Here is an 18,341-nt window from a genome sequence, read left to right as displayed (position 1 = left end):
GAAGGGGCGGCCACCGCGGTGGCCGCCCCTTCCGTCGTGGGCGCCGTCATCGGCGCCGCCGTACGCGTCACTCAGCCGAGCAGGCCGCCGATCACTCTGCCGCCGCCGGAGCTGCCGCCCGAACCCCCGCCGGAGCCGTCCCCGCCTCCGCCGCCACCGCTGGAGGAGCCACCGCTGGAACTGCCCCCGCTGCCCGTCCCGCCGCTCGACGAGGGGCCTGAGCTGCTGGACGGCGGCTGTACCGGCTCCGAGTGCCGGGGCGGCTGCTGCCCGGTGCCCTGCGTCTCGCTGGGCCGGTCGCCGATCGTGCCGCTCTGGCTGGCCGTGTCCTCGGAAGGCGTCGACTTCTCGGCCTCGGGGGAACGGCTCGCGGACGGCGACGGACTGTCGTCGTCGCCGTACGCGCCCGCGGTGCTGCGCTCGCTGCTGGGCTCGTCCGGCAGCGGGGACCCCGGCAGGTGGTTGGTCGGGTCCTGGTTCGGCCCCGGCACGGTCACCATGTCCGTGGAACGCACCGCGCCACCGAGCACCGAGCCGATCAGCAGCGTGAGGCCGACCACGACGGCGGCGACGATGCCGCCGCGCCGCAGCACGCGTCGCCGCAGTTCCCACAGCTGGGAGCGCGGCCCGAGCTTGCGCCAGGCCTCGCCCGCGAGGCGCCCGTCGATCGAGTAGACGGGGGCGCCCGCGATGATCAGCGGGGACCAGGCGGCGAGGTAGATGATGTCGGGCGCATCGTATGCGGGCACCGTCTTCCAGGTCACCGTCAGGATCAGCGCCGCCGACAGCAGTGCGCCGATGACCGCCGCGACCCGCTGCCAGAGCCCGAGCACGGTGAGCACGCCCACGACGACCTGGAGGAAGGCGACGGTGAGGCCCGCGCCCACCGGGTGGGAGAGCGCGAAGTCGCGCAACGGCTCGGCCAGGGCCCATGGGTGCAGGGAGGTGAGCCACTTCACCATCGAGCCGCGCTCGCCGCCGTCGAAGTAGACGGGGTCGCAGAGCTTGCCCATGCCCGCGTAGATGGAGATGAAGCCGAGGAACACCCGCAGCGGCAGCAGCACCACACCGAGGTTCATCCGGCGGCCGGGGTAGTAGGCGTGCCGGACGGCGTCGGCGCCGTGCCGCTGGATGTGCGCCCCGTCGCCGCCGTCATCGAACCCCTCGAACTCCTCGTCCACGGGCGGCTCTTGTCCGTACGAGCGGTACGAGTCGTAGGCGCCGACGGCCTGCCGCATCGGCGGCAGCAGCGGTCTGTCGGGGGTGCCGCCCGAGCCGGGCGGGGCGGCCAGGGGTGTCTGCGCGGTCTGGGCGGCCAGGTCGACCCGCGGGATGACCTGTGTCGCGCCGCTGTCGTAGGTACCGCGGTCGTAAGCACCACGGTCGCCGTAGGTACCACGGTCACCGTAAGTACCGCTGTCGTAGGAGCCGTTGCCGTACGAGTCACTGCCGTAGGTGTCGCTACCGTACGAGTCGTTGCCGTACGAGTCGTTGCCGTACGAGTCGTTGCCGTACGAGTCGCTCTGCGCGGTGGAATTGCGCACTGCCTGCAGCAGACCGGTCGCGCCGGCGTCCCCCGGTGCCGATCTGCCGCTCCACACAACGGGCGCCCGCCGCCGCACCGCCGTCCCGGCTCCGCCGAGGACGGGAATCCATGCGGTGTCCGGCAGGGCACGTGCGGGGCGCGAGCTCTGGGCGAGCTGCACCCGGAAGCTGGCGTGGTTGACGATGACCTGCGCGGGATCGCAGTCCACCTTGACCATGCTCAGCGCAGGCTGATCATCGAACCCGGGCCGGGGCGTTCTGGTGTCCACACTCATCTAACCGAGTGACTTGTGATTAGGACACTGCTCCGACGGGCCCTATCTGTCCGAGACCCGTCAAAGATCTTGAAACGGCCGAAAGGCGGGGTTCAAGGCGTCGGACGCCCCGCCTCGGCCCCTCTCTTCTCCCGCCCCTCCCGGCCGTCGGGCGCGGCGTCAGACGCGTCGCTTTGCCGCCTCGTACAGGACCACGCCCGCTGCCACGCCGGCGTTCAGCGACTCCGCGCCTCCCGGCATGGGAATCCGGACCAGGTAGTCGCACGTCTCGCCGACCAGGCGCGACAGGCCCTTGCCCTCGCTGCCGACCACGATGACGACCGGGCCGCCGAGCGCTTCGAGGTCGCCGACCTCGTGCTCGCCGTCCGCGGCGAGGCCGACGACCGTGAGGCCCGCCTTCTGGTACGACTCCAGGGCCCGGGTCAGGTTGGTCGCGCGGGCGACCGGGGTGCGCGCCGCCGTGCCGGCCGAGGTCTTCCAGGCGCCGGCCGTCATGCCGGCCGCGCGGCGCTCCGGGACGACCACGCCGTGGCCGCCGAAGGCGGAGACGGAGCGGACGACCGCGCCGAGGTTGCGCGGGTCGGTCACGCCGTCGAGCGCGACGATGAGCGGCTCATCGCCGTCGTCGAAGGCGGCGGCCGCGAGGTCCTCGGGGTGCGCGTACTCGTACGGCGGGACCTGGAGCACCAGGCCCTGGTGGTTGAGCCCGTTCGTCATCCGGTCGAGCTCGGGGCGCGGGGCCTCCATGATGTTGATGTTGCCGCGCCCGGTGGCGAGCTGGAGCGCCTCGCGCACCCGCTCGTCGTTGTCGATGAACTGCTGGACGTACAGCGTGGAGGCGGGCACGCCGTCACGCAGCGCCTCGAACACCGGGTTGCGGCCGACGACCATCTCGGACGTGCCCTTGCCGCCGCGGCGGGCGACGGGACGCCGTGCCGCCTGCTTCGCCTGGGCGTTGGCGACCCGGTTCTTCTTGTGTCCCTTGCGGGCGGAGGCGGGCGGCGTCGGGCCCTTGCCCTCGAGCCCGCGGCGTCGCTTGCCACCGCTGCCGACCTGCGCGCCCTTCTTGTTGGACGTGCGGCGGTTCCTGCGCTGGCTGTTCCCGGCCATGACCTACCTGTTTCGTTGCTTCAGAAGTACGTACGTAATGAAAGTGTGCCGCCCGGCGGCCCGGGCGGCACATTCCGGAGGATTCAGCGGGGTCTGCGGATTCCGCAGGGTCCGCGGGATCCGCAGGGCTCCCGGACGCGCTAGCGCGGGCCGAGAGTCCAGCGCGGCCCCTGCGGGCCGTCCTCGATGACCAGGCCGGACTGGTTGAGCTGGTCGCGGATGGCGTCCGCCGTGGCCCAGTCCTTCCGCTCCCGGGCCGCCTCACGCTGCTGCAACACGAGCCGCACCAGGGTGTCGACGACACCGTGCAGGTCCTGGCCGCGGTCGACCTCGCCCGCCCAGTGCGCATCGAGCGGGTCCAGGCCGAGGACGCCGAGCATGGCACGCACCTCGGCGAGGCGGGCGACGGCGGCTTCCTTGTCGTCGGCGGCCAGTGCGGAGTTCCCCTGGCGGACCGTGGTGTGGACGATGGCGAGCGCCTGCGGGACGCCCAGGTCGTCGTCCATCGCCTCGGCGAAGGCGGGCGGCACCTCGGGCGCGGGCTCGACGACTCCCCCCGCCTTCTCGACCACGCGCTGGATGAAGCCCTCGATCCGCGCGAACGCGGACTCGGCCTCGCGCAGGGCATCCTCGCTGTACTCGATCATCGAGCGGTAGTGCGGCGTACCGAGGTAGTAGCGCAGCACGATCGGCCGCCAGTTCTTGACCATCTCGGAGACGAGCACCGAGTTGCCGAGCGACTTCGCCATCTTCTCGCCGGCGATCGTCACCCAGGCGTTGTGCACCCAGTACTTCGCGAAGTCGTCGCCGAAGGCCTTGGCCTGGGCGATCTCGTTCTCGTGGTGCGGGAAGATCAGGTCGATGCCGCCGCCGTGGATGTCGAAGGCGGTGCCCAGGTACTTGTGGGCCATGGCCGAGCACTCCAGGTGCCAGCCGGGCCGGCCGCGGCCCCAGGGCGTCTCCCAGCTCGGCTCGCCCGGCTTCGCCGCCTTCCACATGGCGAAGTCGCGCTGGTCCCGCTTGCCGGTCTCGCCCTCGCCCGACGGCTGGCGCAGATCGTCGATGTCCTGGTTGGACAGCTCCAGATAGCCGGGGAAGGAGCGCACGTCGAAGTAGACGTTGCCGTCTGCCTCGTAGGCGTGGCCGCGCTCGATGAGGCCGCGCATCATCTCGACCATCTCGGTGATGTGGCCGGTGGCGCGCGGTTCGTACGTGGGCGGCAGGCAGCCGAGGGCGTCGTAGCCCTCGTTGAAGGCACGCTCGTTCTCGTACCCGATCGACCACCAGGGGCGGTTCTGCTCGGCCGACTTCGCGATGATCTTGTCGTCGATGTCGGTCACATTGCGGATGAAGGTCACGTCATAGCCGCGGTACTGGAACCAGCGGCGCATGATGTCGAAGTTGAGGTAGGACCTGACGTGTCCGATGTGCGGAGCGGCCTGCACGGTCGCACCACAGAGGTAGATCGAGACGCAGCCCGGCGTGAGCGGGGTGAAGTCACGGATCTGCCGGGCGCTGGTGTCGTACAGGCGAATGGTCACGCATCAAGGGTAGTGGCCCGATGCCAGTGCCCCGCGACCCTTCTTGGGCGCGGGAACAACTTTGTGACGTAGTCCGAGCGGGATACGAGCGTGACCCCGGTTTTTTTGGCGACAACTCGCCGCCGATGCCCGTGAATTCAGCCGTTCGTGCGGAACACCAGAGCGGTGGCGATGGCCGCAAGTCCTTCGGCCCTGCCCGTGAGACCGAGCCCGTCCGTCGTGGTCCCCGACACGGAGACCGGTGCGCCGACGGCGGCGCCCAGCGTCTTCTGGGCCTCGTCGCGCCGCTTGCCGATCTTCGGGCGTACGCCGATGACCTGGACGGCGACATTTCCGATCTCGAAGCCCTCGGCCCGGACGATCCGTGCCGCCTCGGCGAGCAGGGTGACACCGGAGGCGCCGGACCACTCGGGCTGGGAGGTGCCGAAGTGGGCACCGAGGTCGCCGACGCCGGCCGCGGAGAAGAGCGCGTCGCAGGCTGCGTGCGCGGCGACGTCTCCGTCGGAGTGCCCGGCGAGTCCGTCCTCGCCCTCCCACAGGAGTCCGGCGCACCACAGCTCGCGCCCCGCCTCGAAGGCGTGGACGTCCGTGCCGATGCCGATCCGGGGAAGGACCGGAGGAAGGCCCTGGGGAGAGTCCTGGGGCAGCTCAGAAGCCATCGTTGGCCCTCCTTCGGGCGAGGACCGCCTCGGCCAGTACGAGGTCGAGGGGGCGGGTCACCTTGAACGCCTCCTCGTGGCCGGGTACGACGACGACCGGCTCGCCGAGCTGCTCGACCATGCCGGCGCAGTCCGTCGCGCCGTCGCCGTCCAGCACGACCGTCTCGTGCGCGCGGACCAGGGTGTCCCGGTCGAAGCCCTGCGGGGTCTGTACGGCGCGCAGCCGGGCCCGCGCGGGTGTGGCCACGACCGGCTCGGGGGCGTCCTTGCCGGCCGGCTCGACCTCCTTGACGGTGTCCGCGAGCGGCAGCGCGGGCACGACCGCCGGGGCTCCGTCCCGTACCGCCTCGATCACGGCGTCCACGGTGTCGACGGGCACGAGCGGGCGGGCCGCGTCATGGACGAGGACGATGCCGATGTCGTCGGGGAGGGCCTTGAGGCCGAGGCGTACGGATTCCTGGCGGGTGTCGCCGCCGGGCACGACGAGGTAGTCCGTCCGCTGCGGCAGCGCGTGTTCGTCGAGGAGGTGCTTCACCTCGGGGGCGCCGTCGGGCGGGGCCACCACGATGACGAGCGAGACGGCGCGGGAGGCGGCCATGGCTCGTACGGCGTGGATGAGCATGGGCGTGCCGTTCAGGGTACGGAGCGCTTTGGGGGCGCCCGGGCCGAGCCGTACACCCCGGCCGGCCGCCGGGATCACCGCTGCGGTGCGGTACGGGCGCGATTCGTCTGACATCGGTTGCACTCCGGCAGGTTTGTTTCCTCGGCCGACATGGGTATGGCCACAGCGTGCCGGGCGCGACGCCTTGACCGGACCCTTCCGTGACAACTGGTCTGCGCCAGCCGCCCGGGCCCGGCACATCAGCAGCAGCAGGTGCTGTGCGTGCCGAGATCAAGCGCGCTGTGAGCACGTGCTGTGGTCAACAGAACGTGAACATGCCGCAGCGCCCGGCGACAGAACTGTAATCACAGCATGTCAGCGGGCACCGCGGCACTTTGTTGAATCCAACGCTGTACGTGCGTCAGGACGCGAGGACTTCGTCGAGGAGAGCCTCGGCCTTGTCTTCGTTGGTGTTCTCTGCGAGAGCGAGCTCACTCACCAGAATCTGGCGCGCCTTGGCGAGCATCCGCTTCTCACCTGCGGAAAGCCCACGCTCTCGCTCACGACGCCACAGGTCACGTACCACTTCGGCGACCTTGATGACATCGCCCGAGGCGAGTTTCTCGAGATTTGCCTTGTAGCGACGGGACCAGTTCGTCGGCTCTTCGGCATACGGTGCGCGCAGCACCTCGAAGACCCGGTCGAGCCCGTCCTGACCAACCACATCGCGAACGCCCACGAACTCCGCATTGTCCGCCGGCACGCGAACCGTCAAGTCGCCCTGGGCGACCTTGAGCACCAAGTAGGTCTTGTCCACGCCTTTGATCTGGCGAGTTTCGATGGCCTCGATCAGCGCGGCCCCGTGATGGGGATAGACCACGGTGTCGCCAACCTTGAACGTCATGTGACAGGTACCCCTTCCGTGGCTATCCAGAGTAACACGGATACGGCTTCTTCTGAATGGCGTTTTCGCAGGTCAGGGCATATCTCGGGGCTTGACAACAGCAACACGAACGTGCTGCGGGCGGCTTCCGGAGGGGGGTATTCGCAGGTCGGAGCGGCTGCGCGTGCGGACAGAAACGCGCACGTTACACCCGGCGCAACCCCCTCCGAAGAGGCCGAACGTCCCGATTTGCCCGATTCCCAGCGGTGAACTTCCCGTACTCCGTTCGGCCGTCGGTCACCCGTCCGGACGGATCCTCGTCGAATCCTGAATTGATCACCGAGAGGTATTCGGTAAGGAATGCGTGGCGGCCCGTGGAATTGATCACTGGGGTTATGTGAACGGCGTACGAAACGACATGGTCCGCAGTGCGGCGGGAGCGCGAGGGGTGCGGTGCGGGTGCGCGGTGAGGTGCGACGGGAGGGTGGCGGGACGCGGCTGCCGGTGAAGGGGCGGGTCGGGTGCGGGACCGGTGCGGGCGATCGGTAACCTAAGCGCGAACTGACGCGGGCTTGGTGATCTGTGGACTTCTGCTGCGCCTGAGCACGCCCGTTCAACAGCTGTCCGTAGACCGTCCGTAGCCAGTCCGTACGTCCAAGGAGATGCCGCCGCCGTGAGCCGCAGCCTTCGACGCGGCGCCCTCGCCGCCGTTGCCATCGTGTTCTCGATCGCCTCGCTCTCCGCCTGCGCCGCGGGCAACGACGCGCAGACCCTCGAGGTGAAGCCGGACAACGCCGCGGTGACGGTCGACGAGATCAAGATCCAGAACGCGTTGGTCATCACCCAGCCGAAGGCGGACGCGGAGGGTCCCGCGGTCGTCTCCGCCACGGTCTTCAACGCCGGCTCCACGAACCAGACGATCGAGTCGATCACGGTGGCGGGCGCCGGCGAGGTGAAGCTGACCGCGGCCGGTGGCTCCGGACCGGTGGTCGTGCCGGCGCAGGGCTCGATCATCCTCGGCGGCAAGGGCAACGCGGCCGCGGTGATCGACAGCGGCCGCGAGCTGTCGAAGAACGCGGGTGGCGTGCAGGAGGTCGCCTTCCGCCTCAGCGAGACGGGCGACGTGAAGGTGCAGGCGCTCGTGGAGCCGGCGACGAGCTACTTCGAGGGCTACGGCCCGAGCTCGCTGCCGAAGCCGCCGGCGGAGCCGTCGACCAAGCCCTCCGGCTCTCCGTCCGGGACGCCCGGCACCCCGTCGCAGTCCGCCACGGGCCAGGCGGGCAACCCGGGCGAGGGCGGCACCCCGTCCGACTCGGCCTCGGCGTCGCAGAGCGCGGACCACTGACGCATGACGCAGGCGCCCCGCCGGACGAGCCCGGCGGGGCGCCTGCGTGCGTGTACGGGTTCGGGAGGCCGGTTTACGGCTCGAACTTGTAGCCCAGGCCCCGCACCGTCACCAAATACCTCGGCGCACCCGGATCCGGCTCGATCTTGGCGCGGAGGCGCTTGACGTGGACGTCCAGGGTCTTGGTGTCGCCCACGTAGTCCGCGCCCCAGACGCGGTCGATCAGCTGCATACGGGTCAGCACCCGGCCCGCGTTGCGCAGCAGCATCTCCAGCAGGTCGAACTCCTTCAGCGGGAGGTCGACCTTGCCGCCCGAGACCGTGACGACGTGGCGGTCCACGTCCATCCGGACCGGGCCCGCCTCCAGGGCCGCGGGGGCGACCTCCTCAGGCTCGCCGCGGCGGCGCAGGACCGCGCGGATGCGGGCGACCAGCTCCCGCGAGGAGAACGGCTTGGTGACGTAGTCGTCGGCTCCTATTTCGAGCCCGACGACCTTGTCGATCTCACTGTCCTTGGCGGTCACCATGATTACCGGGACATTCGAGCGGCCGCGCAGCTGGCGGCACACCTCGGTGCCCGGCAGCCCGGGCAGCATCAGGTCGAGGAGGACGAGGTCGGCGCCATTGCGCTCGAACTCGTCGAGCCCCTCGGGCCCCGTGGTCGCGATCGCGACCTCGAAACCTTCCTTGCGGAGCATGTAGGACAGGGCGTCGCTGAATGATTCCTCATCCTCGACGACGAGCACTCGGGTCACGGAAGGACCTCCGGGGCATGGATCTCGGTGTTCGGATCGGTGTCGTAAGGCCGGTCGTCGTCCTCGTCGGCGCGATCCGGTCCGGTGGATGTACGGTCCCGTACGGCGCCCGCTTCGGGAAGCCGCAGAGTGAAGGTGGAGCCCTGTCCCTCGGAGCTCCACACCGTGACCTCCCCGCCGTGCGAGGCGGCCACGTGCTTGACGATGGCCAGTCCGAGGCCGGTGCCTCCGGTGGCCCGGGAGCGCGCGGGGTCGACGCGGTAGAACCGCTCGAAGACCCGCTCGCGGTCCTTTTCGGAGATGCCGATGCCCTGGTCGGTGACGGCGATCTCGATGAGATCCCCGCCGGGCGCGGCCACCCGGCGCGCGGATATGCCGACCCGGGTGCGGGCGGGTGAGTAGTTGACGGCGTTCTCGACCAGGTTTCCCAGGGCCGCGGCGAGCTGGCCGCGGTTGCCCCAGATGCGCAGGTCGGAGGTGCCTCCCGCGGCCATCGTGATCTGTTTGGTGGACGCCGGTTGCCGGGACCGGTCGATCGCCTCGGCGACCAGTTCGTCCACGCGTACCGGCTCCGCGTCCTCCAGCGGGTCGTCGTTCTGCACCCGGGAGAGGTCGATCAGCTCCTGTACGAGATTGGTGAGCCGGGTCGCCTCGATCTGCATCCGGCCGGCGAAGCGTTCCACCGCCTCGGGGTCGTCCGAGGCGTCCTTGACCGCCTCGGAGAGCAGGGAGAGCGCGCCGACCGGGGTCTTGAGCTCATGGCTGACGTTCGCGACGAAGTCGCGCCGTACGGCTTCGATCCGGCGGGCCTCGGTCAGGTCGTCGACCAGCAGCAGCACGAGCCTGGAGCCGAGCGGGGCGACCCGGGCGGAGACGGCGAGCGCCTCGCCGCGGCCGGTGCCGCGCCGGGGCAGGTCCAGTTCGACCTGCCGTATCTCGCCGTCGCGCCGGGTGTCGCGGGCCATGTGCAGCAGCGGCTCGACAGCGAGCTTGCCGCCGCGCACCAGACCGAGGGCATACGCCGCGGAGCTGGCCTTGACGACGGAGTCGCTCTCGTCCAGGACGACCGCGGAGGAACGCAGCACGGACAGGACCGTGTCGACACCGGGCGGCAGCACGGCAGCAATGTGCAGGGAGGTGCGGGTGGGTCTCCTCTGGTCGCGTTCGCTCCAGCGGAACGCCAGCATGGCGATGACACCGGTACACAGCCCGGCGATCGCTGCCGCTGCGGCGACAGCCGCGTTCACGTCCATGCACCCAGGTTATGCGTGGCCAGGGGCATGCTCCCAGCCTTACGGATGGCACCTCGAACACTCGTCGCCCAGAGTTCACCAAGGGGATAGGGCTGATTCACTTCCGAGGGAGGAGCCGGACGCGTAACGGACAGAACGTGGGAGCGTGGGGGTCCGAAGCCCCACCCGGACCCCGGTCGCATCAAGAGAGGGACATCCCATGCGGGACGCGTACCACGAGGAACTGGACTCGATCGGCGAGGGCCTGGTCGAGATGGCCCGGCTGGTCGGGTCGGCGATCGGGCGCGCCACCACGGCCATGCTCGACGCCGATCTGAAGCTCGCCGAGACTGTGATCGCCGCTGATCAGAAGGTCGACGATCTGCAGCACGATCTGGAGGCACGGGCGATTGCCCTGCTGGCGCGGCAGCAGCCGGTCGCGACGGATCTGCGGATCGTGGTGACCTCGCTGCGGATGAGCGCGGACCTGGAGCGCTCGGGGGACCTGGCCCAGCATGTGGCCAAGCTGGCCCGGCTGCGCTTCCCCGACACCGCGGTGCCCCACGATCTGCACGCCACCATCCTGGAGATGGGGCAGCTGGCGCAGCGGCTGATGGCGAAGGCGGCCGAGGTGATCATCACCAAGGACGTCGACCTGGCGCTGCAGCTGGAGACGGACGACGACGAGATGGACCTGCTGCACCGCACGCTGTTCCAGCACCTGATGGACGACCGCTGGAAGCACGGCATCGAGACGGCGGTGGACGTGACCCTGCTCGGCCGCTACTACGAACGCTTCGCGGACCATGCGGTGTCGGTGGCGAAGCGGGTCGTGTATCTGGTGACGGGCGAGCACGCGGACGAGATCCAGCCGCCGACGGCGGTCGAAGGCGCGTAGGGCGCCGCAGGGCAGGGGCCGGGGTGCGGACCGACCGAACCCCGGCCGGCGGCCGCCCGTCGTGGAGCGACTCGCGGTGTGCCTCAACGCGCTGTTGATGCGCCCGCACAAGCGGGCATGCAATGGGCAGAGGCGGTACATCTCGTACGCCGATGAGGAGGGACCCATGGCCGAATCCCCCACGACCGACGCCCAGCAGGAAACCCCCGTCGAGGTGGTGCTCCTGCCCGTGCTCGGCGCCTGCGGCTGCGGCTCGGGCTGTGGCTGCGGCTGCCAGTCGGGCGCGCCCTGCCAATGCGGCGGCTGCTGCGGATAGCCGATCCTTCGTACGTACGCGAAAGGACCCCGTCCACGCCGGACGGGGTCCTTTTTGATACGTACCGGATTACTTCTTCTTGCCCTGGGTCTTGCCGGGAGTCTTGGTGACCTGCGCTTTTCCTGGTCAGGCGCGGTGAGTTCATGCGCTTCGTGGTTGTTGTTGGTCGCCATTGGCCACTGTCGAGCAACGTTGGACGGCCCAGGGACGGCCCAGCCGCACTCGGCTGACGGCTGGCACCCTGGATGCGCCCCTTCTGAACCTCAGCACAGTCAGCCACGACGGCGGGTGCGCCGGCCGACCACACACGCGTATGCCTCGCTGCACCCCCACCGGCATCAGCCACGATATTGCGCTGTTTTGTCCACCAGAGCGAGCAGCGACAGCTGGTCTGTGACGACGGATGGGGCTATGGGCTTGGAAAGCGGTCATTCGCGGGCCGTTTGGGTGCCAGCCTGGGCGAATGGCCGCTCCGTGTCCTCTTCGGGTTAGCAGAAGGAGGACCGCCCCTGTTCCATCACGGAACCGAGATCAGCGCATGGCCTTCCGCGCGGGCGCGAGTGGCGGGAGCCGTCGTCCGCATCAGGACAAGAGCACCAACTCCACATCACGTTTCCATACCGACGCACCCGGCAGCTCGCGGTCAAGTCCGGCACCGACGACCGTCGGCCCTTTGCCGGAAATCGCCCCACATGCGCACGCGGGCAGCGCGACCATCGCGCGAACTCCGCCGCCGTCCCGGCGCTTATGTGACCCATACCTGTGCAGGTCAAGCGACTGACAGGCAAGATGACGTAACGATTTCGAGGGCTCCGCCCGGAGTGGCCGCATCGTTGGTGATCTTCACCGATTCCCTCCATTTACAATCACGCAGCCCATGGCGTCAGGCGTCATGGCGTGATCACAGGAGTCGTGTTGAGATTCAGACAACGGGGAAGGGCGCGAGTCGCGGGCATATCGCCAAGACGCACCGCGCTCGCCGTCGCCGCCGTACTGGTCGCCGAGGCGGCGTTGGTGTCGCTGGGGAGCGGGCAGGCCTTCGCTGCCGCGGACTCCGCCACCACGCGGGCGACGGCCGCAGGCAAGTCCGCCAAGTCGGCGGCGTCTTCGGCCGATTCGACGGCCGCCGCGTTGCTGATGGCCCGGTTGCAGGGCCGCAGGATCGAGGTGTTGGCGAAACGTTCCGCCAGCTCGACGACGTACGCGCTGCCCAACGGGCAGTTGCAGACATCCACGTACGCGGCGCCGATCCGGCAGAAGGTCGACGGCGTCTGGCGCAACATCGACACCGCTCTGGCCGACGAGGGAAGTGCGCTGGAGCCGGAGGTGGCCGCCGCCGACATCGCGGTCTCCGACGGCGGGGACACCGCGCTCGCCTCGGTCACCAAGGGCGCGAAGTCGTTCGGGATGGGCTGGGAGTCGAAACTTCCGACGCCTTCGGTGAAGGACGACACCGCCTCCTACGATCTCGGTGACGGCGAGACCCTGACGGTCACCGCGCTGTCGCAGGGGTTCAGCCAGAACGTTGTCCTGGACAAGGCGCCCGAGGGTCCGCTGGAGTACCGGATACCCATGCGGCTCAAGGGACTTGAGCTGTCGGTGGCCGAATCCGGTCACCTGCTGCTGAAGGACGGCGCAGGGAAGCTGGTCGCCGAGGCGCCCGCACCGATGATGTGGGACTCCTCCAAGGACCGTAAGTCCGGCGAGTCGAAGCACCAGGCCCCCGTCGCCACGAAGGTGGAGACGGCCGAGGACGGGTCGCAGACCCTGGTCCTCACCCCGGACGCGAGCTACTTCACCGACAACAAGCTGACCTACCCGGTCACCGTCGACCCCACCAGCACGCTCGCCGCCTCCGCGGACACCTGGGTCGCCACCAACTACCCCGACTCCCAGGTCTCCTCGGAGGAGCTGAAGTCGGGTACGTACGACGCGGGGACCACCAAGGCCCGCGCCTACCTGAAGTTCGACGTGTCGGCGTTCACGGGCAAGCACATCACCGACACCAACCTTGCCCTGTACTCGTACTACTCCTCGACCTGTGCCACCACCGGCGCGGGCACGCAGGTGCGGCGAATCACCGGGGCCTGGACCACCTCGGACATCACCTGGGGCGACCAGCCCGCCACCACCACGACCGGCGCGGTCACCAGCACGGCGGCCAAGGGCTACAACGACTCCTGCCCGGCCGGCACCGTCAACTTCGACATCGACGCCATCGTGCAGGCCTGGGCCGACGGCTCCACCAACTACGGTGTCCGTATCGCGGGTGCCTCGGAGACCGACTCCACCACCTGGCGCCGCTACCGCTCCGCCAACTACGTCTCCGGCGACGGCTCCACCGAGCCGCACCTGACCGTGACGTACAACTCCTACCCGGCGGTGCCCAGTTCGACGGCGATCGCGCCCTCGCAGGTCAACGCCTACAACGGCAAGCGCTACGTCACCTCGCTCACCCCGACCCTGTCGTCGAAGGTGACCGACCCGGACGGGGCCAACGTCCAGGCGCAGTACGAGATCACCGCCGACCCGGCGTACGCGGACACCACATACTCCCTCACGGCGTACGGCAAGACCGTGGCCTCCGGCTCCACCTCGACCTTGGCCATCCCCTCCGCCTCCGCCTTCCCCTCCGGCAGCCATGTTCGCTACCGGGCGCGGGCGTACGACGGTACGGACTTCGGGTCGTGGTCGGGCTACACGACGTTCGTGCTGAACACGGCCAAGCCGGTCGCACCGACCGTCACCTGTGACACGTACGCCCAGAACGGCTGGACCGCCAAGGCCTCCGCCGCCGTGAACTGCACCCTCGACACCTCCTCCACGGACGGTGCCGGCTACCAGTGGGGCCTGGACGACGCGTCCCTGCCGAACACGAAGCTGGACACCACCAACGGCACCGGCGGCGACGCGCAGACCATCAGCATCAACCCGGCGGGCGGCTGGCACACGCTGTACGCGCGCACCATCGACTCCGGCGGCAACCTCTCCACCGCCAGCACCGCCTACAGCTTCGGCGTCGGCGCCGACGGCGCGGCGATCCTCTCCCCGCAGGACGGCGACACCACCGCCCGCCGGGTCACCCTGGCGGCCAAGGGCCTCACCACCTACACCGGCGTGACCTGGCAGTACCGGCGCGGCGAGACCGACATCTGGCACACCGTGCCCGTCGGTGCCGTGACCGCCTCCGGCTCCGCCGTCTCCGCCTGGCCCGTCGCCGTCAGCGGCGGCACCGCGACCAAGCTGGTGTGGAACACCGTCTCCACCCTCGCCGAGGACGGCGCGATCCAGCTGCGGGCCGCGTTCACCAACGGCACCACCACCGGCTACTCGCAGACCGCCGAGGTCACCCTCGACCGGGACGCGGGCACCGCCCTCACCAATCAGATCGGCCCGGGCCAGGTCAACGAACTCACCGGTGACTTCACCCTGTCGGCCACCGACGCCTCCACCTTCGCCGCGAGCGTGGACCGTACGTTCTCCTCGCGTACCAACAGCACCGACACCGAGGGCCAGGCGCAGATCTTCGGCCCCGGCTGGACGTCGGCCGTCTCCGCCGAGTCGAGCGACTACACGCAGATCCGCGAGACCTCCGGCTCCTCTGTCGAGGTACTGGCCGGTGACGGCAGCGCGATCGCATTCACCGCGACGAGCAGCGGCGGCTGGCAGCCGGAGATCGGTGCCGAGTCCCTGACGCTGACCTACTCGACCACCACGAACATGTTCACGCTGACCGACACCGACGCCAACACGGTCGTGTTCGCGAAGGCGGACCCGGCCTCGACGACGTGGACGGTGTTCTCGTCGGCCTCGGCGGTCGACGACTCGACGGTCACGGTCTTCTCGACGACGGTGGACGTGGGCGGCAAGAAGCTGGCCCGTCCGAGGTACGTGGTCTCGCCGACGAGCGCGGCGACTGCGACGACCTGCCAGACGACGCCGTCCACGAAGGGCTGCCGGGTACTGGAGTACGTCTACGCGCCGGCCACCACGGCCACTTCCAGCACACTGGGCGACTATCTGAACCAGGTCTCGGCCGTCAAGCTGTGGGCCACCACCCCCGGTGCCTCCGCCTCGACCTCCGAGACGCTCGCCTCGTACGCCTACAACGCCTCCGGCCAGCTGCGCCAGGTGTGGGACCCGCGCATCAGCCCCTCGCTGAAGACGGAGTACACCTACGGCACCGACGGCCGCGTAGCCACGTACACCAAGCCGGGCGAGCTGCCCTGGACCTTCACCTACGGCACGGCCGGCTCGGCCCTGACCTCGGGGGCCGGCATGCTCCTCAAGGTTTCGCGTGCCGCGCTCGCCGCGGGCTCCGCGAGCACCACGTCCGGCACGGCGGCCACCACCGTCGTCTACGACGTCCCGGTCTCCGGCACCGCCGCCCCGTACCAGATGGACACCGCGACGGTCGCCACCTGGGGACAGGACGAGGCGCCCACCGACGCCACCGCGTTCTTCCCCGCCGACAGCGTTCCGGCCTCCAGCACCGGCGGCGACCTGACAGCCGGCGCCTATGCCCGGGCCACGATCAGCTACATCAACGCGAACGGAGCGGAGACCAACACCGTGAGCCCGGGTGGTGCGATCACCACCACCGAGTACGACCTGCTCGGCAACGAGTCCTCCGACCTGACCGCCGGCAACCGGGAACTCGCCCTGGGCACCTCCGCCAACGCGGCGACAGAACTGGCCGCCCTGGGCCTGACCGATCTGTCCACCGCCGAGCGCGCCCAGCAGCTGGCCACCCTGCTGGAGTACTCCGCCGACGGCACCCGTGTGACGGACGAGTACGGTCCGCTGCACCAGATCACCCTGGCCGCGGAACTCACCGGCACCACCCCCGAGTCCACCCTGGCCGCCGGCACGGTGATCCCGGCCCGTGCCCACACCTCCTACGCCTACGACGAGGGAGCCCCGGCAAACGCGGCGGTCTCCGACCTGGTCACCTCCTCCACCACGGGCGCGGCCATAGCCGGCTACGCCACCGACGCGGAGGCCAAGACCACGACCACCACCTACGACTGGTCCACGGGCTCCGAACTGGCCACCACCGGCGGCGGCGAGTCCGCGGGCCAGGTGACCAGCTACGACAGCGCGGGCCGTGTGGCCACCACCCGCACCCCGAAATCGTCCGGCTCGGACGCGGGCACGCTGGTGTACACCTACTACGACGCGCACGCCACCGGCGCCTGCGCCTCGACCGAGTGGGACGGCCTGCTCTGCAGGACCGCCCCGGCCGCGGCCATCTCGGGTGGCGGGACCAACCCCGCCGAGGCCGTCACCACCGTCTACACCTACGGTCGGTGGGGCCAGGTCGTCACCAAGGCCGAGACCGCCAACGGCGTGACCCGTACGACCACCACCGCGCCCGACGCGGCGGGCCGTCCGACCGGCACGACCGTCACCGGCGGCACCGGAACAGGCACTCCGGCCACCACCATCACCTACGACGGGGCCACCGGCCAGGTCGCCAGCACCACCGCCAACGGCAAGACGTCTACCTCGACGTACGACGCCCTGGGGCGGACACTCACCTACAGCGACGGGTCGGGCAGCACCAGCTCCTTCACCTACGACATCCTCGACCGCCCGGTGACGGCGTCCGACTCGGTGCCGTCCACCACCACCTACACCTACGACCCCACCACCGGCCAGGCCCGGTCCATCACCGACTCGGTCGCCGGGACGTTCACGGCCGGTGCCCACGACGCCGACGGCGCTCTCACCGGTGAGACCCTCCCCGGTGGCTACACCCTGGCCACGACCTACGACACGACGGGCAACCAGACGTCGGTGACCTACGCGGACTCCTCAGGCACCACCGTGCTCTCCGACTCCGCGACCTACACCATCCACGGCAAGCAGACCGGTCACACCCAGACCGACGGCGGAACCCTGTCCACCGCCTACGGCTACGACGCCTCCGGGCGCCTGGCCCTGGCCACCGACGACGACGGCACGACGACGACCTCGCGCGCCTACGCCTTCGACACGGATGACAACCGCACCTCACTGACCACCACGGTCACGGCCGCGGGCTCCGCCCCCACCACCTCCAGCACGGCGTACGCGCACGACACCGCGGGTCGCCTCATCGCCGGGGGCTACACCTACGACGCCTTCGGGCGCACCACCCAGGTGGCGGGCAAGACCCTGGCCTACTACACCAACGACCTGGTGGCCAGTGAGACCGTGGGCTCCACCCGTACCACCTGGGGTCTGGACGGTTCCGGCCGCCTGGCGTCCTCGGCCACCGCGACCACCAGCGACAGCGGCGCGACCTGGTCGACCACGAGCACCACGGTGAACCACTACAACTGTGGCTGCGACACTTCGTCCTGGACGGTCACCACCGCGGGTTCCGCCTCCACTGTCAGCCGGAATGTCCCCGACCTCTCCGGCGGCCTGGCCGCCACCACCGGTGCCACCGGCGGCGCGGTCCTCCAACTGGCCAACCTGCACGGTGACATCTCCGTCCGGCTGAACCTGGCGACGTCCGCCGCCACGGTCCAGCAATACGACGAGTACGGCAACCCGCTGGACGCCACGGCCGCCGCGGCGAAGTACGGGTCCCTGGGCGCCTACCAGAAAGCCACCGACGGCCTGGCCGGATACACCCTCATGGGCGTCCGCGTCTACGATCCGACCACCGGCCGCTTCCTCCAGAGCGACCCGGTCTACGGCGGCAACACCAGCGCCTACATCTACCCCGCCGACCCGATCGGTCAATCGGACACCAGCGGTGAGCTGAACTACCGCACTCAGACGAAGAAGACGAAGAACTACACCATCGGCATCAGCAGGAACTGCACCGGGAAGTCCAAGTGCAGCCTGACCTGGTACGTAAAGCTGAAGAGCATCTGGAAGAAGTACGGCGCTCTGAAGTTCGTGTACACCATCGTCCTTCCGCTGTACAACGCCAAGAAGAATCAGAGCTACGGCCACCTGGAGCCGGGCACCTACGTCTTCCACGGCTCCTGGGGTGTCCCGAACGGGAGAGGAAGACCGGAGTCGGACCGGGGGAAGTACAGGGCCATGGGCATGACCTTCTGGTTCGACTGGACGGACAACGTTGAATTCAGCGGAAAGTTCACCGTCATGAACATCTGCGTCAGGAACCCGACCCTGAACGTCTACGGCCTCTTCACCTGAGACCCTTCGCGTTGATCACCGCCG

The 18,341-nt window shown here is 69.6% G+C and carries 12 protein-coding genes; 4 read left to right on the top strand and 8 right to left on the bottom strand.

The features are described from left to right. Positions 1-71: 71 nt before the first annotated feature. The 6 genes from ACQEVG_RS01435 to ACQEVG_RS01410 all read right to left on the bottom strand — a co-directional run bounded on the left by ACQEVG_RS01435 (position 72) and on the right by ACQEVG_RS01410 (position 6,635). Positions 72-1,763 (bottom strand): DoxX family membrane protein, encoded by a 1,692-nt coding sequence (locus ACQEVG_RS01435; protein WP_432975727.1) that lies wholly within the window; start codon positions 1,761-1,763, stop codon positions 72-74. Positions 1,764-1,979: 216 nt separating this feature from the next. Continuing rightward, positions 1,980-2,930, bottom strand: a complete 951-nt coding sequence (gene rlmB / locus ACQEVG_RS01430) for a 23S rRNA (guanosine(2251)-2'-O)-methyltransferase RlmB (protein ID WP_432975724.1) — start codon at positions 2,928-2,930, stop codon at positions 1,980-1,982. 140 nt (positions 2,931-3,070) lie between these two features. Next, positions 3,071-4,471, bottom strand: a complete 1,401-nt coding sequence (gene cysS / locus ACQEVG_RS01425) for a cysteine--tRNA ligase (RefSeq protein ID WP_432975721.1) — start codon at positions 4,469-4,471, stop codon at positions 3,071-3,073. Positions 4,472-4,608: 137 nt separating this feature from the next. Further along, positions 4,609-5,130 (bottom strand): 2-C-methyl-D-erythritol 2,4-cyclodiphosphate synthase, encoded by a 522-nt coding sequence (gene ispF / locus ACQEVG_RS01420; RefSeq protein WP_432975718.1) that lies wholly within the window; start codon positions 5,128-5,130, stop codon positions 4,609-4,611. Then, complete coding sequence (gene ispD / locus ACQEVG_RS01415) at positions 5,120-5,866, bottom strand: 2-C-methyl-D-erythritol 4-phosphate cytidylyltransferase (protein WP_432975715.1); 747 nt, start codon at positions 5,864-5,866, stop codon at positions 5,120-5,122. The genes ispF and ispD overlap by 11 nt, the downstream gene beginning before the upstream one ends. Positions 5,867-6,152: 286 nt before the next feature. Then, the gene (locus ACQEVG_RS01410) at positions 6,153-6,635 is read right to left on the bottom strand and encodes a CarD family transcriptional regulator (RefSeq protein ID WP_003953493.1); all 483 of its coding nucleotides are present in this window, start codon (positions 6,633-6,635) and stop codon (positions 6,153-6,155) included. 652 nt (positions 6,636-7,287) lie between these two features. Between ACQEVG_RS01410 and ACQEVG_RS01405 the strand changes: the two genes are divergently transcribed. Further along, the gene (locus tag ACQEVG_RS01405) at positions 7,288-7,959 is read left to right on the top strand and encodes a DUF461 domain-containing protein (protein WP_432975712.1); all 672 of its coding nucleotides are present in this window, start codon (positions 7,288-7,290) and stop codon (positions 7,957-7,959) included. 73 nt (positions 7,960-8,032) lie between these two features. Here ACQEVG_RS01405 and ACQEVG_RS01400 read toward each other — a convergent pair whose 3' ends face one another. Beyond that, positions 8,033-8,713, bottom strand: a complete 681-nt coding sequence (locus tag ACQEVG_RS01400; protein WP_108149499.1) for a response regulator transcription factor — start codon at positions 8,711-8,713, stop codon at positions 8,033-8,035. Next, positions 8,710-9,966 carry a sensor histidine kinase gene (locus ACQEVG_RS01395; RefSeq protein WP_432975708.1) on the bottom strand — a complete coding sequence of 419 codons (1,257 nt, stop codon included), beginning with the start codon at positions 9,964-9,966 and terminating at the stop codon, positions 8,710-8,712. The genes ACQEVG_RS01400 and ACQEVG_RS01395 overlap by 4 nt, the downstream gene beginning before the upstream one ends. Positions 9,967-10,165: 199 nt before the next feature. Here ACQEVG_RS01395 and phoU point away from each other — a divergent pair, with 199 nt between their 5' ends. From phoU to ACQEVG_RS01380, 3 genes are all read left to right on the top strand, one after another. Further along, the gene (gene phoU / locus ACQEVG_RS01390; RefSeq protein WP_432975705.1) at positions 10,166-10,843 is read left to right on the top strand and encodes a phosphate signaling complex protein PhoU; all 678 of its coding nucleotides are present in this window, start codon (positions 10,166-10,168) and stop codon (positions 10,841-10,843) included. 166 nt (positions 10,844-11,009) lie between these two features. Next, positions 11,010-11,159 carry a hypothetical protein gene (locus ACQEVG_RS01385; RefSeq protein ID WP_360878024.1) on the top strand — a complete coding sequence of 50 codons (150 nt, stop codon included), beginning with the start codon at positions 11,010-11,012 and terminating at the stop codon, positions 11,157-11,159. A 915-nt stretch (positions 11,160-12,074) separates the two neighbouring features. Then, complete coding sequence (locus ACQEVG_RS01380) at positions 12,075-18,317, top strand: DNRLRE domain-containing protein (RefSeq protein WP_432975702.1); 6,243 nt, start codon at positions 12,075-12,077, stop codon at positions 18,315-18,317. Positions 18,318-18,341: the final 24 nt, after the last annotated feature.

Source organism: Streptomyces sp. CA-135486, assembly GCF_050936555.1.
Lineage (GTDB): Bacteria > Actinomycetota > Actinomycetes > Streptomycetales > Streptomycetaceae > Streptomyces.
Note: the sequence above shows the minus strand (reverse complement) of the source record. Positions and strands in the feature narration are given on the sequence as shown.

Coding starts and splice junctions, on each gene's coding strand:
- ACQEVG_RS01435 (WP_432975727.1), bottom strand. CDS start 1,763: ATGGTCAAGGTGGACTGCGATCCCGCGCAGGTCATCGTCAACCACGCC.
- rlmB (WP_432975724.1), bottom strand. CDS start 2,930: ATGGCCGGGAACAGCCAGCGCAGGAACCGCCGCACGTCCAACAAGAAG.
- ispF (WP_432975718.1), bottom strand. CDS start 5,130: ATGGCTTCTGAGCTGCCCCAGGACTCTCCCCAGGGCCTTCCTCCGGTC.
- ispD (WP_432975715.1), bottom strand. CDS start 5,866: ATGTCAGACGAATCGCGCCCGTACCGCACCGCAGCGGTGATCCCGGCG.
- ACQEVG_RS01410 (WP_003953493.1), bottom strand. CDS start 6,635: ATGACGTTCAAGGTTGGCGACACCGTGGTCTATCCCCATCACGGGGCC.
- ACQEVG_RS01395 (WP_432975708.1), bottom strand. CDS start 9,966: ATGGACGTGAACGCGGCTGTCGCCGCAGCGGCAGCGATCGCCGGGCTG.
- phoU (WP_432975705.1), top strand. CDS start 10,166: ATGCGGGACGCGTACCACGAGGAACTGGACTCGATCGGCGAGGGCCTG.
- ACQEVG_RS01385 (WP_360878024.1), top strand. CDS start 11,010: ATGGCCGAATCCCCCACGACCGACGCCCAGCAGGAAACCCCCGTCGAG.